Raw genomic sequence first — 14,002 nt, 5'->3', positions numbered from 1 at the left:
GGCCGCGATCGGGCCGCGGGTCCTTGAGCAGTGTGGACGCTTCCTGCCCTGCCGGCAGGACGCGGAAGAGGCGGCGCAGGACGCGTTGGTGCAGGTCGCCCGGCACATCGAGCGATTCGAGGGCCGGTCGTTGTTCACGACCTGGTTGCACACGGTGGTCGCCAACTGCGCCCGCCAGACCTACCGGTGGTTGCGGCGACGTGCCGCCGAGGTGCCGAGCGCGTTGCTGCCCGTCGACGTGGTCGACCCCCGGACGACGAGCGTCATCGCCGGATCCCGTCTCGATCTCCTCGACGCGCTGGACCGGCTGGAGGCCCACCGGCCGGAGCTGGTGACGGCACTCGTGCTTCGCGACATGTGTCAGCTCGACTACCAGGAGATCGCCGGTCAACTGGGCATCCCGGTCGGCACGCTGAAGTCCCGGATCCATCACGCTCGCCGACACGTGCGGGAGTCGTTGCAGGGCGGTTGAGGAGAGCGTGCGCCGATCTGTGGGTTTGCCCCGATCGAGGGACATCGTTTGACTTGTGCACCGTATCCATCTTTGATGGTCGATGTTCGCTTGTTCGTGGTGGTCGACCCTGGAGGACGGATGCGAGTCATCGCACGGACCAACGCACGTCGCCCACGACGACGGCGGCTGCTGCCAGCCGTGCTGGCGGCGGCGACACTGCTCGCCGTGGCACCCGGTGTGCCGGCCTCCGCCGCCGCGCCGTCGACGGTGGTCGGCGTGGCCAGCGGCCGCTGCCTGGACGTGGTCGGCAACGTCCGGACGGCCGGCGCCGGCATCAACATCTACGACTGCAACGGCCAGGCCAACCAGGCGTGGACCCTCACTTCGGCCGGTGAGCTGCGGGTCTACGACGAGACGATGTGTCTCGACGTCGTCGGCCAGGACACCACCGCCCCGGCCGCACTACAGATCAACAACTGCACCGGCGGCGCGAACCAACGCTGGCGGACCACCACCACCGGGACCATCGTCGGCGTCCAGTCCGGCCTGTGCCTCGACGTGAGCGGCGCCGGCACCGCCAACAGCACCACTGTCGGTCTCTGGACCTGCAACGGACAGTCCAACCAACGGTGGACGACATCCTTCGGCAGCGCCGACAGCCAGCCGCCGACACCTCCCGGCAGCCCACGGGTCAGCGGCCTGACCTGCAACTCGGTGACCTTCGCCTGGAACGCGTCAACGGACAACGTGGGAGTCGCCTTCTACGACGTCTACCACGACGGTCAGCTGATGACGTCGGTGAGCGGAACGACGCTGTCCACCACCCTCACGGTGGTTGCCGGCGCGACCTGGGGCCTGTACGTCAACGCCCGCGACGCCGCCGGCAACGTGTCCCAGGCGAGCGCCACGGTCTCGATCACCCCGCCGCCCTGCCAGGCCGACACCCAGCCGCCGACCGCGCCGCAGCAGCTCACCGGCACCGCGTCGGGCACCACCGTGACGCTGCGCTGGACCGCGTCGACGGACAACGTCGGGGTCCGGGCGTACGACATCCACCGCGGCGGTGTGAAGGTCGGCACTGTCACCGGAGCGCCGCCGGTGACCACGTTCACCGACAGCGGGTTGGCCGCGAACACCGCGTACCAGTACTACGTGGTGGCCCGGGACGCGCAGGACAACACCTCGTCGCGCAGCGGCACCACGACGGTGACCACCGGCGCGGGATGCGGCAACCCGGTGTGCGGGGTGCGGCAGGTCACCACTGACACCGACATTCCGTGGGGGTTGGTGACGTTGCCGGACGGCAGCGTCCTCTACAACCGCCGCGACGCGCACGACATCATCCAGCTGAACCCGACCACCGGGGCCAAGACCAACCTGGGCACGGTGCCGAACGTGCAGAGCACCGACGGCGAGGGCGGCCTGCTCGGGCTCGCCATCTCGTCCAGCTACGCCAGCGACCGGTGGTTGTACATCATGCACACCTCGCCCAGCGACAACCGGATCGTGCGGATCCGGTTGGAGAACGGCCGACTCAACACCGCCAGTGAGCAGGTGCTGGTCAGCGGCATTCGGCGCAACAAGTACCACGACGGTGGTCGCCTCCGGTTCGGCCCGGACGGCAAGCTGTACGCCAGCACGGGTGACGCGCAGAACGGCAACTACGCGCAGGACCGGTCGGCCCTGGAGGGCAAGATCCTGCGGCTCAACCCGGACGGCACCGTCCCCTCGGACAACCCGTTCGGCAACTACGTGTGGAGCTACGGCCACCGCAACGCACAGGGGCTGGCGTTCGACTCGCAGGGTCGGCTCTGGGAGCAGGAGTTCGGCAACTCGATCATGGACGAGACCAACCTGATAACCAAGGGCGGCAACTACGGCTGGCCGGCGTGCGAGGGCACCAGTGGCGCGTGCGGCACCGCCGGCTTCATCGCCCCGGCCCGTACCTATCCCACCTCGGAAGGGTCCTGCTCGGGCATCACCATCGTCCGCGACGCGCTCTACGTGGCCTGCGCCCGGGGCGCCCGCATGTACCGCGCGGTGATCAGCGGCAGCAGCCTGACGAATGTGCAGACGTACTTCAGCGGCACCTACGGACGGTTGCGGACTGTCGAGCCCGCGCCCGACGGAGGGCTGTGGCTGACCACCACCAACACCGGTGACAAGGACAGCACTCCCAACAACAGCAACGAGAGGATCCTGCACGTCACCCTGGGCAACTGACCAGGCGGCCGGCCGGCGGGCCACCGGGCGGTCGACAGTGGCAGCGCGTCAGGCACTGGTCAGGATCACGAGTTGCTGGGTGGCCCGGGTCATCGCCACATAGCGGTCGACGGCCCCTTCGATACCGGTGCCGAACGTATCCGGGTCGACGAGGACGACCAGGTCGAACTCCAGCCCTTTGGCCTGCTCCGGGCTCAGTGACCGGACGCGGGCCGTCGGCGGGAACGTCGGGTCACCGATGACGCAGGCGATCCCGTCGGCGTGTGTGGCGAGCCAGGTGTCGAGCGTCGACCTCAACTCGGACACCGATCCCCGGACGACGGGCAGCCCGTTGCCACGGATCGACGTCGGCACGTTGGCGTCCAACAGCACGGTCCGGATCACCGGCTCGGCCACCGCCATGACCTCCGCCGGCGTCCGGTAGTTGATGGTCAGCGAGGCCAGGTTGATCCGGTCCAGTCCGACCCGGTGGAGGCGTTCCTGCCACGACTCGGTGAACCCGTGCCGGGCCTGGGCGCGGTCGCCCACGATGGTGAAACTGCGCGACGGGCATCGCGCCAGCAGCATCTGCCACTGGGCGTCGGTCAGTTCTTGCGCCTCGTCCACGACGATGTGTGCGAACGGGCCGGCGAGCAGGTCCGGATCGGCGTCCGACAGTGCCGAGTTGTCGACCAGGACCTCGTGCAGGTCCGGTTGGCGCAGCATCGCCAGCAGACCCTCACCGTCGTCGTAGGCGTCGGCGGCGAGCAGTTCGTCGACGACCCGGGCCATGTGCTCCCGTTCCACCGCGGCGGCCGGGTCGTGCCGACCCTTGCGGCCCGCACCTTCCCGGTCGCCGAGCCGTTGCCGTGCGACGTCCAGGAACGGCAGGTCGGACACGGTCCAGGCCTGGGCGTCGGCGCGTTGCAGCGTGCGTACCTCCTCCGGGCTCAGCCACGGCGCGCACCTGCGCAGGTACGCGGGCACCGACCACAGGTCACCGACGACGTCGGCCGCGTCGAGCACCGGCCAGGCACTGTTGAAGGCCGACCGCAGCGCCTGGTTGCGCAGCAGCGAAGCCCGCAGTGCGTCGTCCGGCACGTCACCGTCGTACCTGTCGACGAGGATCGTGAGCAACTCCTCCCAGATCTCGTCGCGCGCCTCGTTGTGCGGGGTTCCCGGCCCGGGCGCCTGGAACGCGTCGACCCAGTCGTCCGCGCTCAACCGGATGTCGGCGTCGTCGGTCGTGATCGTCATCGGTGTGCCAGGCGGGTCCTCGTAGAACCTGACCGCCGCGTCGATCACCTCGACCAGGCGGGCGGAGGACTTCAGCCGGGCCACCTCCGGGTCGGTGTCGACGGTCGCCGTGGCACCCTCGGGAACGAGGTCGGTCAGGGTGCAGGTCTGCACGTCCTCCTCGCCGAGGCTGGGCAGGACGTCGGCCACGTACGCCAGGTAGGGCTGGTGCGGCCCGACGAAGAGCACTCCACCCCGACGCTGACCGAGACGCGGGTCGGAGTAGAGCAGGTAGGCGGTGCGGTGCAGGGCGACGACGGTCTTCCCGGTGCCCGGACCGCCGTCCACGACGAGCGCGCCGGCCGACCCGGCCCGGATGATGGCGTCCTGGTCGGCCTGGATGGTGCTGAGCACGTCGCGCATCCGGCTCGACCGGGCGCTGCCCAGGCTGGCGATGAACGCGGACTGGTCGTCGAGCGCGGCGGCGTGCCCCACGAACCCGTCAGTGGTGAAGACCTCGTCCCAGTAGTCGCTGATCCGGCCGCGCGTCCACCGGTACCGGCGGCGGCTGGTCAGGCCCATCGGGTTGGCGTGGGTGGCGCCGAAGAACGGCTCGGCCGCCGGGGACCGCCAGTCGAGCAGCAACCGCTGTCCCTCGCTGTCGGTGAGACCGCGACGCCCGACGTACACCGGATCGGGGTTGCCCGCCTCGACCACGTGGCCGAGGCACAGGTCCAGTCCGTAGCGGCTGAGCGACCGCAGGCGGGCGCTCAGCCGGCGGACCTCGTCGTCCCGGTCCACCGCCTGCCGACCCTTACCGCCAGGGGCTCTGCGGGCGGTGTCGAGGCGCTCGGTCAGGTCGGCGGTCACCTGCGCGAGGCTCTCCGCCATGGCCGCGAAGTGGCGCTCGTCGCGGGCGATCAGCGCCGGGGCGGCCTTGGGGGAGAGGCGGTCGGGGAGGTCGAACACGGAGTGCGGCAAGGAACGCAATTCACGACTTCCATTTCGGCCGAATCTGGCTTCGGCCGACGATTTTGCGTCATATACGGGGTCTTGCCGCAAGCCCCCCAGTGCGATATACGTTAGGAGTGGAAGGGGTGCGTTGGTCCCCCTTCCCCCGGTCGGCCGGGCGTGTCCGCGACCTCGCAGCGGCTCAGGGAGCGTCGACGACCTCACGGCCGAGCGGCCAGAACGCGGCCGGCACGAGCTTGAAGTTGGCGATGCCGAACGGGATCCCGATGATCGTCACGCAGAGGGCGATACCGGCGAGGATGTGGGACAGCGCGAGCCACCAGCCCGCCAGCACCACCCAGAGGACGTTCGCCAACCCCGAGGCGACGCCCGCGCCGGGCTTGGGCACCACTGTGCGGCCGAAGGGCCACAGCGAGTAGACCGCGAGGCGTAGCGATGCGACGCCGAACGGGATGGTGACGACCAGGACGAAGCAGATCAGGGCGGCGAAGCCGTACCCGACCGCGAGCACGATGCCGCCGCCGAAGACGAGCCACAACACGTTCAGTACGAAGCGAATCACCACTCCAGCATGAGCGATGCTCACCACCCGGTCGTTCGGCACCCGGTCGCCCTGCTCAGCGGGCTGCTGCCGGGCTGGTCACGCCGGACAACTGGACGAGGGCGTCGTCGAGGCTCTCGAAGATCGGGAACGCTCCGTCCAGGCGCATGGTGTGCAGGACGGTGCGGATGAACCGCGACGGGGCCGCCAGGCAGAGCGTGACGCCCCGTTCCCGGGCGTCGCGGTGGGCGCGGACGAGGAGGCCGAGCCCGGTCGAGTCGATGAGGTGCACCCGGGTCAGGTCGACGACGACGTGCCCGCCCACCTCGGCCCCGTGTCGCAGCGCGGTGCGCAGTGTGTCGCCGCTGTCGAGGTCGATGTCGCCGGTGGCGGCGATGACCGTCACGTCGTCCAGGTGGTCGATGCCGAGGATGCCGCCGGGGCCGTGGTCGTCGCACGACCCGTTGCCGCCACGCGGGGGTGGCAGGAAGCTGCACGGCGGGCAGCGGTGCGGGCCGGTGGCGAACGGGGAACCGCTCCAGCCGTGCTCGGCCACCAGGGTCCAGACGACCTCGGCGTCGGGGAGCACGCACGCGGTACCGCGAATGGTCTCGCCGCAGGTGTCGCAGATCAGGGTCATCAGGTATTCGTCCGGGACGACGGTCATGCTGGGGTCCTTCCTACGTCCGGGTCTGGCCTGGTGCGGTCTGCGCCGCCACACCCGGATCGGTGACGATCGACAGCACCTGGTCCAGGTGGGCGATGTGCAAGATGCGCCCGACCCGCGGGTTCGGGTTGCGGACGGTGAGCACCGCGTCGGCCCGGGACAACCGCCGGTGCACGTCGAGGAGCAGACCGATGGCGGCGGCGTCGAGATGCCGGCAGTCGGACAGGTCGACCACGACCTGCGCGGGGCACAGGGCCAGCACCCGGTCGAACATCGCACCGACCTCCGGCAGGCAGGCCAGGTCGAGTTCGGCGACGCGTACCTCGACCAGCGGCAGCGTGTACCGCGTGGGCAGCACGGGCGTTGTCATGGCCGTACCCCTCTCCTCACCGCTCGGTCGACTACCACCGTGCTGGGCGGGGTTGGCGATCTCCGCAAGGGTCTATGACAGTTGTGTGACAAAACTGCCGACCGGCCGACATGGTTGGTCACCCGGCGACCGGCCGAGGATGATTCCGACATGACGGCCGTACTGGTGATCGAGGACGACGACCGCATCCGGCTCGCGCTGCTGCTCGCACTGGAGGACGAGGGCTACGACGCCCTCGGCGCGGCCACGGCCGAGGAGGGTCTGCGCGCCCAGCGCCACCACCCGGCCGACTACGTTCTCGTCGACCTGATGCTGCCCGGGCTCGACGGCTTCGAGTGCATCCGGCAGTTGCGCCGGGACGACGACGTTCCGATCGTTGTGGTCAGCGCCCGGGACGAGACCGACGACATCGTGGCCGCCCTCGAAGCCGGCGCCGACGACTACGTGGTCAAGCCCGTGGCGATCCGGGAGCTGACCGCCCGACTGCGGGCACTGCGTCGCCGCGCCCGACCGCTGGCGGCGGTGTCGACGCCGGACCCGGTGCCGGCGGTGGCGTTCGGGGAGTTGGAGATCAGCCCGGAAGCGGGGGAGGTACGCCGCGCCGGCCGGCAGGTGACCGTCACCCGCACCGAGTTCCGGCTCCTCTGTGAGCTGGCCGAGCACGCCGGCCGGGTGCTGTCCCGGCAGCAGTTGCTGCAACGCGTCTGGGGGTACGACAGCGGCGACGAACGGCTGGTGGACGTGCACGTCGGGCGACTGCGGCAGAAGATCGAGCCGGACCCGGCGAACCCCCGGCACCTGGTGACCCTGCGGGGTCTGGGCTACAAGCTCCAGCGATGAGACGACTCGGCCTGCGGACCAGGGTTGCGGGGGCGTTCACCGTGGGCGCGCTGCTGCTCTCGGCGTCGATGGCGCTGGTCTCCTACGAGCTGACCCGTCGGTCCCTGCTCGACGACCGGGAACGCATCGCCGTGCGCGCCGCCTACTTCGACGCCGCCGTGGTGCACGCCGGGCTCGACACGGACACCCCGGACGTGGTGGAGGTGCTCCGGTCGCTGGACACCGGCGGGAGCCGGCGGCCGGTGCTCCACCTCAACGGCGAGTGGTACGCGCGCGCCGCCGACCCCGGCACCACCGCCGCCATCCCCGCCGAGATGCGCCGGGTCGTCGCCGCCGGGGAACCGGCGGTGCAGCGGGTACGCGTCGCCGGGCAACCCGCCCTGGTGGTCGGGGTGCCGCTGTCCTCCACGGCGGCCTACTTCGAGGTCAACTCGCTGCGCGAGCTGGAGCAGACGCTGCAGGTCCTGGCGCTGGCGTTGACGACCGTCGCGGTGCTGGTCGCCGGGTCCGGTGCGGCCCTCGGCTGGTACGCCACCCGGCACGGGCTACGACCGCTGACGGCGGTCGCCGACGCGGCCGAGAAGATCGCCGCCGGTGACGTCACGGCCCGGCTGGACCCGGCCACCGATCCGGACCTGACCCGCCTCTCCTCGTCGTTCAACCAGATGGTCGACCAACTCGCCCGCCGCATCGAGCGGGATCGACGGTTCGCCGCCGACGTGAGCCACGAGCTGCGGTCACCGTTGCAGACCCTCGCCGCGGCGGCCAGCGTCCTGGCCCGTCGACGGGAACACCAGGACGAGCGGACGGCGACCGCCGCCGGCCTCGTCGCCGACGAGATCGACCGGTTCCAGCGACTGGTCAACGACCTGATCGACCTGGCCCGCAGCGACCAGCCCGCCCACCGGGCCCCGGTGGACGTGGTCACGTTGGCCGGGGAGGCCTGCCACGCGTACGACCTGCCGGTCGGTCTCGTCCACCTGGCGCCGGACGTACCCCGGACCTGGCAGGTGGAGCGGCGGCGGATCGCCCAGGTCCTGGCGAACCTGCTCGACAACGCGGTGACCTACGGCGCCGGCCCGGCGGCGGTCCGCCTGTGCCGCGACGGTGCCGCCGGGGTGATCGAGGTCGACGACGACGGCCCGGGCGTGCCCGTGGAGGATCGTGAGGCGATCTTCGACCGTTTCGTCCGGGGCAGAGTCGCCCACACGCGCGGCGCTGGTGACGGCACCGGGCTCGGGCTCGCGCTGGTGGCCCAGCACGCCGCCGCGCACGAGGGGCACGTCACCGTCGTCGACCGCCCCGGAGGCGGCGCGCGTTTCCGGGTCACGCTGCCGGGCAGTCTGCCGTGAACCGTCGTCGTCTCGCCCCGTTGGCGCTCACTGTGCTGCTGGCCGGCTGCGGCATACCCACCGACGACAGCCCTCGGCCGGTGCAGCCCCCGCGCGGGCCGTTGCAGAGCGCTGCTCCCGCCGACGCCACCGCGCCGGCCGGCCGCGCGGTCGAGACGCTCTGCCTGGTCCGCGACAACTGGATCGTCCCGGTGGTCCGGCGCGCCGACGACCCACCCAGCGTCGCCGAGCACCTGCGGCATCTGCTCGCCGGGCCCACCGGGGCCGAACGCGACAGCAGCCTGACCACCGCGTTGCCCGGTGCGGTCAACGCGGCTGGTGTGACAGTGACCGGCATGCAGGCCCTGGTGACGGTGGACGCGCCCGCCGACGATGCGGGCCGTAGCGACGAAGTCCTCGCCTTCGGGCAGATCGTGTGCACCTTGACCAGCCGAGGGGACGTGACCACTGTGGCCTTCCTGCGCGACGGCAGAGCCCTCGGTGTGCCCCGGGCCGACGGTTCCCTGTCCGTCGCACCGCTCACCCGCGCCGACTACGCCCCGCTCATCGTCGACAGGTGAGCCCGGTCGGCGCGGGGCTGGCGTGGGGTCACCTGGATGGACGGTGCTTGTTAGACTCCAGCACTGATGATCATGACGCGGGGGCGCGGCGACGACCACCGAAGCTGGCGGTGATTTCGATGGATGACGGCTTCGCTGTCGACGCGGAGGAGATCCGTGCCCACGCGCGCAACATCGACGCGCTGGCCGCGCGCTTCGCGGCGGTGAAGGCGGCGAGTGCGCACATCGCGCAGGACGACTCGGCGTACGGGTTGCTGTGCGGGTGGATCGCCGGAGTCCTGGAGAGCAAACACGTTCGGCAGGACGAGCTGTTCGCCGGCGTCGAGGAGAACCTGACGCTGGCCGCCACCGGGCTGCGCCGCACCGCCGACGACTACGACGCGGTCGACGACGACAACGCCAGCCTGATCACCAACGTCGGAAGCCAGTTGACGCCGTGAGGGCTGCGCGATGACCGACATGTCGCTGGTCGCCGACGTCACGTCCACCCGGGAGGTCTGGACGGGCGCCTCCCTGGCCGACAGTGTCGAGGGGCTGGTCGACGCGATCAGGAGCGAGGGCTGGGTTGACGACCTGCTCGCGGGCGCCGCGTTCGGGCTGGACGCGGCGGTAACGGTGCTGGACCCGTTCAGCGCGTTGCTGGCCAACGGTCTGGGCTGGGCGATGGAATACTTCGAGCCGCTGCGGGACATGCTCGACAAGCTCACCGGCATGCCCGACGTGGTGGCCTCGCACGCCGCCACCTGGAACAACATGGCCGCCGAGCTGCACAGCATGGCCAACGACCTGCGGTCGCACCTGGATGGTGACCTGCCCGAGTGGTATGGCCAGGCCGCTGTGGCGTACCACAATCTGATGGACCACAACGTCGAGGCTCTCGGTGGCCTCGGCGCGGTCTCCGCAGCGCTGGCGGCGGCCACCGAGGGCGCGGGCAACCTGGTGGCCTTCACCCGCGACATCGTGCGCGACCTCATCGCCGACCTCGTGGCGCGCGTGGTCGTCTGGGCCGTCGAGGCCATCTTCGTCGTCACGATCCCGGTCATCGCCGCGCAGATCACGGCCGCCGTCGTCAAGTGGGCCGGGCGCATCCTGATGTACGTGGGCGCGCTGATCACCAGCCTGACCAACCTCACCCGCATCGTGAACGGATAAGGCGTCCATGGCGAGGGCCGGAAGACCCGGTGGCGGCAGCGGTGGCGGCACGGGCGGCGGTGGCGCGGGTAGACCCCCGAGGAGCTACGGCGGCATCAACGCCGCGAACGGCATCTCCAGCGCCCAGCAGGCCACCGGCCAGGCGCGGCAGCAGGGCCATCCGCCGGGTGTCGGCCAGGGGTCCACCACCACACCGCCGAGGCCGACCCGCCCTCCCGCGCCGACCACGCCGCCGCCCGCCGGGGGCATCCACCACAGCGACGCGTCGAGGAAACACATCCTCGAGGGCGACGGTGGCCGGCAGGGCGGCCACCTCGCGGGCACCGGCTTCTCCAACAAGACGGAGTTCCCGAAGAGCTGGGACGAGGCGAAGATCCTCGACGCCGCGCACCGGGTGACGCAGCAGGGGCCACCGACCAGGGGGCCAAACCCGACCAAGGACGCGGACGGCAACCCGGTGTGGGCCTACGACTACGTCGGCGTCGTGGATGGGGTGGAGGTCAAGACGACAGTGCTCGCCGACGGCGAGATCCGCACCGCCTTCCCGTCGAGAAAGACCGACCCGGGAGTCATCCTCAACCCGCCGGCGCCCAACCCCGCGCCGGAGGGAATCCCGATGGGCAACCCGCCCCGATACAGTAATCCCGACGTCGGCGGCGACGGCAGTTGGACCTGGGAGGGCCCGAAGGGCAACAAGATCATCAGAGTGGTCCAGGACGGCCAGGGCAACGTCACGCGGACCGAGCTGGGCGACTACAAGAAGAGATGACCACCATGGACACCAAGATGTACGCGGCGGTCGGCGAGGTGTGCCGACGGCTCGCGGGCCGACTCTCCGACGACGCCCTGGGCAGTGTCCGAGAGCAGTACGCCGCAGGCGAGCTGGACCTGGCCGACGCCACCCTCCTGCTCAGCCTGGCGTACCAGGGCGTCGGTGTCACCGTCGAGGAACGCGACCTGATGCGCACGTTCGTCGGCGAACCCGACGGTCCCGACCTGGCCGAGGTGCCCGTCGTGGAGCAGGTGCCGCCACTGTCGTACCGGTTCGTGCCCGACGGCCCTGCGGACGCCCCGGATCCGGCGCCGGCCGACGCGCTGCTCTCCGCCGACGCCCCGAACTGGGACGGCCTCGCCCTGCACCGCGCCTGGCGTGCCCCCCTCGACGGCGCGCCCGACGCGGCGACGTGGGCGTACGTGTTGCAGGTGGCCGAGGGCACGGACGAGCTGTCGACGTACTCTGGCGTGATGTCGCACCTGTGGGTGTCGCTGAAGCAGAAGTGGCCGGTGGAGGTCATCGCCGGAGGCTCGCCGCGCACGCCCTACCAGGAGGCGGCGTTGGCCGGCTCCCAGACCGTCTGGCGCGCCTGAGCGGAGCCCGCACCGGGGGTCTGCTCAGTGGAAGACCTGAGCTGGAATCCGGGGGTGGGCAAGGGATCTTCCCGGAGTCGCGGCACATGTCGGCGGTCAGATGATGGCGGGCATGAAACGCGCTGCGCTTTTCCTGATCGCCGGCCCGGTCGGTATCGCCGCCTACGGCCTGGTACGTCTCTGGGGTAGGTCCGACGGGGTCTACGGCCCGGGGTTCGACTGGCAGGCCGCGCACCTGGTCGCCCTCGCGGGCATGGTGTGCTTCGTGCCGGCTGTGCTCGCGCTGTCCCGTCTGCTGCCGCGCAGCCGGTGGCGCGACGGGGTGGTGGCCCTCACGTTGGTCGGGCTCGCCGCGACAATGGTGCAGTTCGGTGCCGACATCGTCGAAGGGCTCCTGGCCGCCGACCGGGCGGAGATGTCGGCGCTCGGCGCGGACTTCAAGGACATCCCCGGCGTCGAGGTGGCCTTCTACGACGTCGTACCCCAGTTCTTCTTCCTCGGCCTGGTCGTCCTGGCCGGCATGCTGGCGGCCCGGCGGCGGCTGCCGTGGTGGAGCGTTCCGCTGTTGCTCGGTGGCATCGTCCTGCCGGTGGTCACGCTCGACCTGCTCCCCATCGCTGGCCTGTGCATGCTGGCGGCGTTGGCCCCGGCTTTGCCACTGGTAGGGGAGCAGGGTGAACGGGCTGAATCACCGGTGACCGTCCACTGAGATGACGTCGGTCCCCGCCGTCGAGCGCGACGGCGGGGACCAACGTGCGGGGGTGCTACTTCAGCGCGAGGGTGCGGGCGTCGGCGGCGATGACGCTGGCGACCTCGGCCGGCACCAGCTTGCCGGCCTGCCGGTCGGCGTAGGTGGCCAGTTCGGCGTACTGGGCGTGGACCAGTTTGGTGGTCATCGCCGTGACGGCGCCCGGATCGGCCCCGGAGGTGAGGACCAGGTAGCCGAGGCCGGCCTGGCTCACCGTCACGGTGAAGGCGCTCGTCGCGGTGGCGGCACCGTCGGGCCCGCTCACCTGGACGGAGATGGTGTGCCGGTCGGCGGTCAGCTTGGCCAGGTCGAGCTTGCGCCCGGCCGCCGACTTCCTGCCGTCGAGCGTGACGGTGACGGTGTCCGCGTTGGTCGCGGCGATGGCGATCACCGGCGACTGCGCCCGGTCCAGTCGTGCGCCGTCGGCCGGCGAGGTGATCTCCACGGTCGGGTCGGCCGACGCCCGCTGGAGGAACGCGGAGTTCCAACCGACCAGCTCGGCCGCGCGGTTGGTGATGATCGCGTCCGCACCGATGCGCTCCAACCGCTGCCACAGGCCGGCCGAGTCCATCGTCCAGGCCATCACTGCGACCCCGGCCGCGTGCAGCGGGGCGACGACCTCCGGCTTGGCCAGCAACGCGTTGCCGTCCGGGTTGTACGCGGTCAGGTGCAGCTCCCGGGCGATGGCCACCGGATCGGCGTCCAGGGTGCTGCGTAGCAGGCCCAGCGGCAGTTCGGGGGCGAGTTCGTAGGTGTACCGCAGCGCGTCGACCTCGAAGCTCTGGACGAAGACCCGGCCCGTCATCTGCTCGTCCCGGATCACCTTGATGATGGTCGCGACCTCGTCGCGGGTGTGCTTGCCCTTGATCTCCAGGAGCAGGTTGCCGCCGCGGGTCCGCAGGTCCGCCAACTGCTCGGCGAGGGTGGGCACCCGCTCGCCGACGTACTGCGGGCCGAACCAGGAGCCGGCGTCGAGTGCCTTGATCTGCGCGGCGGTCAGGTTCCGGATGGTGCCGGTGCCGTCGGTGGTCCGGTCGACTGTCGAGTCGTGCAGGATGAACGGGACGCCGTCCTTGCTCGGCTGGACGTCGTTCTCGATCCAGTCCGCACCGCCGCGACGCGCGATCTCCTGCGCGACGAGGGTGTTCTCCGGTGCGGCGGCGGACGCGCCCCGGTGGGCGATCACCGTGAACGGGCTGCCCTTGGGTCGCAGGTACCCGTTCGCCGCCAGCTCGGTGACGGTGACGTCGTCGTACGAGACCGTCGCGCCGTTGACGAAGAGCCCCTGCACGCCGTCGGCGGAGCGCTGGAGACTGTTCGTCCGCATCGCCTCCCGGCCGTCGAAGATCCAGCGGGCCTGGTTGCCGTGCACCTCGACGGCCACCCGGACGTCCCGACCGGTGCCGGCGGCGTACGGGGCGGAGGCGGTGTTCGTCACGACCCAGGCGTTCCTTCAACTCCGCAGGATAGGAGTTGAGCATGTTGCCGTCCGTGCCGTAGAGGCGCACCTGTTGGGCGCTGGCCTCCTTGGCCTTGTCAT

At 70.9% G+C, this 14,002-nt stretch carries 15 protein-coding genes; 10 read left to right on the top strand and 5 right to left on the bottom strand.

Annotation, left to right across the window (positions count from 1 at the left end; translation table 11 throughout):
• Nucleotides 1-472 (top strand): RNA polymerase sigma factor (locus ACWCO3_RS20925; RefSeq protein ID WP_450011551.1); only part of this gene is annotated, 472 nt, incomplete at its 5' end.
• 120 nt (nt 473-592) lie between these two features.
• Nucleotides 593-2,677 (top strand): PQQ-dependent sugar dehydrogenase, encoded by a 2,085-nt coding sequence (locus ACWCO3_RS20920; protein ID WP_450011549.1) that lies wholly within the window; start codon nt 593-595, stop codon nt 2,675-2,677.
• A gap of 48 nt (nt 2,678-2,725) precedes the next feature.
• On the opposite strand, the gene helR is transcribed toward ACWCO3_RS20920, so the two are convergent.
• The 4 genes from helR to ACWCO3_RS20900 all read right to left on the bottom strand — a co-directional run bounded on the left by helR (nt 2,726) and on the right by ACWCO3_RS20900 (nt 6,442).
• The gene (gene helR / locus ACWCO3_RS20915; protein WP_450011547.1) at nt 2,726-4,873 is read right to left on the bottom strand and encodes an RNA polymerase recycling motor ATPase HelR; all 2,148 of its coding nucleotides are present in this window, start codon (nt 4,871-4,873) and stop codon (nt 2,726-2,728) included.
• Nucleotides 4,874-5,045: 172 nt separating this feature from the next.
• Nucleotides 5,046-5,426, bottom strand: a complete 381-nt coding sequence (locus ACWCO3_RS20910; RefSeq protein WP_208744992.1) for a YccF domain-containing protein — start codon at nt 5,424-5,426, stop codon at nt 5,046-5,048.
• Nucleotides 5,427-5,481: 55 nt separating this feature from the next.
• Nucleotides 5,482-6,072 carry an STAS domain-containing protein gene (locus ACWCO3_RS20905; RefSeq protein WP_145780413.1) on the bottom strand — a complete coding sequence of 197 codons (591 nt, stop codon included), beginning with the start codon at nt 6,070-6,072 and terminating at the stop codon, nt 5,482-5,484.
• Between the two features lie 13 nt (nt 6,073-6,085).
• A complete protein-coding gene (locus ACWCO3_RS20900; RefSeq protein ID WP_145780415.1) occupies nt 6,086-6,442 on the bottom strand; it encodes an STAS domain-containing protein in 357 nt (118 codons plus the stop codon).
• 150 nt (nt 6,443-6,592) lie between these two features.
• Between ACWCO3_RS20900 and ACWCO3_RS20895 the strand changes: the two genes are divergently transcribed.
• From ACWCO3_RS20895 to ACWCO3_RS20860, 8 genes are all read left to right on the top strand, one after another.
• A complete protein-coding gene (locus ACWCO3_RS20895) occupies nt 6,593-7,282 on the top strand; it encodes a response regulator transcription factor (RefSeq protein ID WP_450011544.1) in 690 nt (229 codons plus the stop codon).
• On the top strand, nt 7,279-8,634 hold the full coding sequence (locus tag ACWCO3_RS20890; protein WP_145780418.1) for a sensor histidine kinase: 1,356 nt from the start codon (nt 7,279-7,281) through the stop codon (nt 8,632-8,634). Before ACWCO3_RS20895 ends, ACWCO3_RS20890 begins: the two co-directional genes overlap by 4 nt.
• Nucleotides 8,631-9,194, top strand: a complete 564-nt coding sequence (locus tag ACWCO3_RS20885) for a GerMN domain-containing protein (RefSeq protein WP_357928288.1) — start codon at nt 8,631-8,633, stop codon at nt 9,192-9,194. Before ACWCO3_RS20890 ends, ACWCO3_RS20885 begins: the two co-directional genes overlap by 4 nt.
• A gap of 119 nt (nt 9,195-9,313) precedes the next feature.
• On the top strand, nt 9,314-9,634 hold the full coding sequence (locus tag ACWCO3_RS20880) for a type VII secretion target (protein WP_145780422.1): 321 nt from the start codon (nt 9,314-9,316) through the stop codon (nt 9,632-9,634).
• 10 nt (nt 9,635-9,644) lie between these two features.
• Nucleotides 9,645-10,346: a WXG100 family type VII secretion target gene (locus ACWCO3_RS20875; protein WP_145780424.1), complete on the top strand. Its 702-nt coding sequence runs from the start codon at nt 9,645-9,647 to the stop codon at nt 10,344-10,346.
• Between the two features lie 7 nt (nt 10,347-10,353).
• Nucleotides 10,354-11,115 (top strand): EndoU domain-containing protein, encoded by a 762-nt coding sequence (locus ACWCO3_RS20870; RefSeq protein ID WP_145780426.1) that lies wholly within the window; start codon nt 10,354-10,356, stop codon nt 11,113-11,115.
• Nucleotides 11,112-11,714 (top strand): hypothetical protein, encoded by a 603-nt coding sequence (locus tag ACWCO3_RS20865; RefSeq protein ID WP_208744993.1) that lies wholly within the window; start codon nt 11,112-11,114, stop codon nt 11,712-11,714. The genes ACWCO3_RS20870 and ACWCO3_RS20865 overlap by 4 nt, the downstream gene beginning before the upstream one ends.
• Nucleotides 11,715-11,826: 112 nt before the next feature.
• Nucleotides 11,827-12,423 carry a hypothetical protein gene (locus tag ACWCO3_RS20860; protein ID WP_145780428.1) on the top strand — a complete coding sequence of 199 codons (597 nt, stop codon included), beginning with the start codon at nt 11,827-11,829 and terminating at the stop codon, nt 12,421-12,423.
• A gap of 55 nt (nt 12,424-12,478) precedes the next feature.
• Here ACWCO3_RS20860 and ACWCO3_RS20855 read toward each other — a convergent pair whose 3' ends face one another.
• Nucleotides 12,479-13,900 carry a glycerophosphodiester phosphodiesterase gene (locus ACWCO3_RS20855; protein ID WP_450011540.1) on the bottom strand — a complete coding sequence of 474 codons (1,422 nt, stop codon included), beginning with the start codon at nt 13,898-13,900 and terminating at the stop codon, nt 12,479-12,481.
• Between the last annotated feature and the right edge of the window lie 102 nt (nt 13,901-14,002).

Source organism: Micromonospora sp. NPDC002411, assembly GCF_053592955.1.
The sequence above is the reverse complement of the archived record's forward strand: the minus strand, read 5'-3'. Positions and strand labels throughout refer to the sequence as shown.

Bases quoted from the DNA above. Each gene is read 5' to 3' on its own strand.
- ACWCO3_RS20920 (WP_450011549.1), top strand. From the start codon at position 593: ATGCGAGTCATCGCACGGACCAACGCACGTCGCCCACGACGACGGCGG.
- ACWCO3_RS20905 (WP_145780413.1), bottom strand. From the start codon at position 6,072: ATGACCGTCGTCCCGGACGAATACCTGATGACCCTGATCTGCGACACC.
- ACWCO3_RS20900 (WP_145780415.1), bottom strand. From the start codon at position 6,442: ATGACAACGCCCGTGCTGCCCACGCGGTACACGCTGCCGCTGGTCGAG.
- ACWCO3_RS20895 (WP_450011544.1), top strand. From the start codon at position 6,593: ATGACGGCCGTACTGGTGATCGAGGACGACGACCGCATCCGGCTCGCG.
- ACWCO3_RS20890 (WP_145780418.1), top strand. From the start codon at position 7,279: ATGAGACGACTCGGCCTGCGGACCAGGGTTGCGGGGGCGTTCACCGTG.
- ACWCO3_RS20880 (WP_145780422.1), top strand. From the start codon at position 9,314: ATGGATGACGGCTTCGCTGTCGACGCGGAGGAGATCCGTGCCCACGCG.
- ACWCO3_RS20875 (WP_145780424.1), top strand. From the start codon at position 9,645: ATGACCGACATGTCGCTGGTCGCCGACGTCACGTCCACCCGGGAGGTC.
- ACWCO3_RS20870 (WP_145780426.1), top strand. From the start codon at position 10,354: ATGGCGAGGGCCGGAAGACCCGGTGGCGGCAGCGGTGGCGGCACGGGC.
- ACWCO3_RS20865 (WP_208744993.1), top strand. From the start codon at position 11,112: ATGACCACCATGGACACCAAGATGTACGCGGCGGTCGGCGAGGTGTGC.
- ACWCO3_RS20860 (WP_145780428.1), top strand. From the start codon at position 11,827: ATGAAACGCGCTGCGCTTTTCCTGATCGCCGGCCCGGTCGGTATCGCC.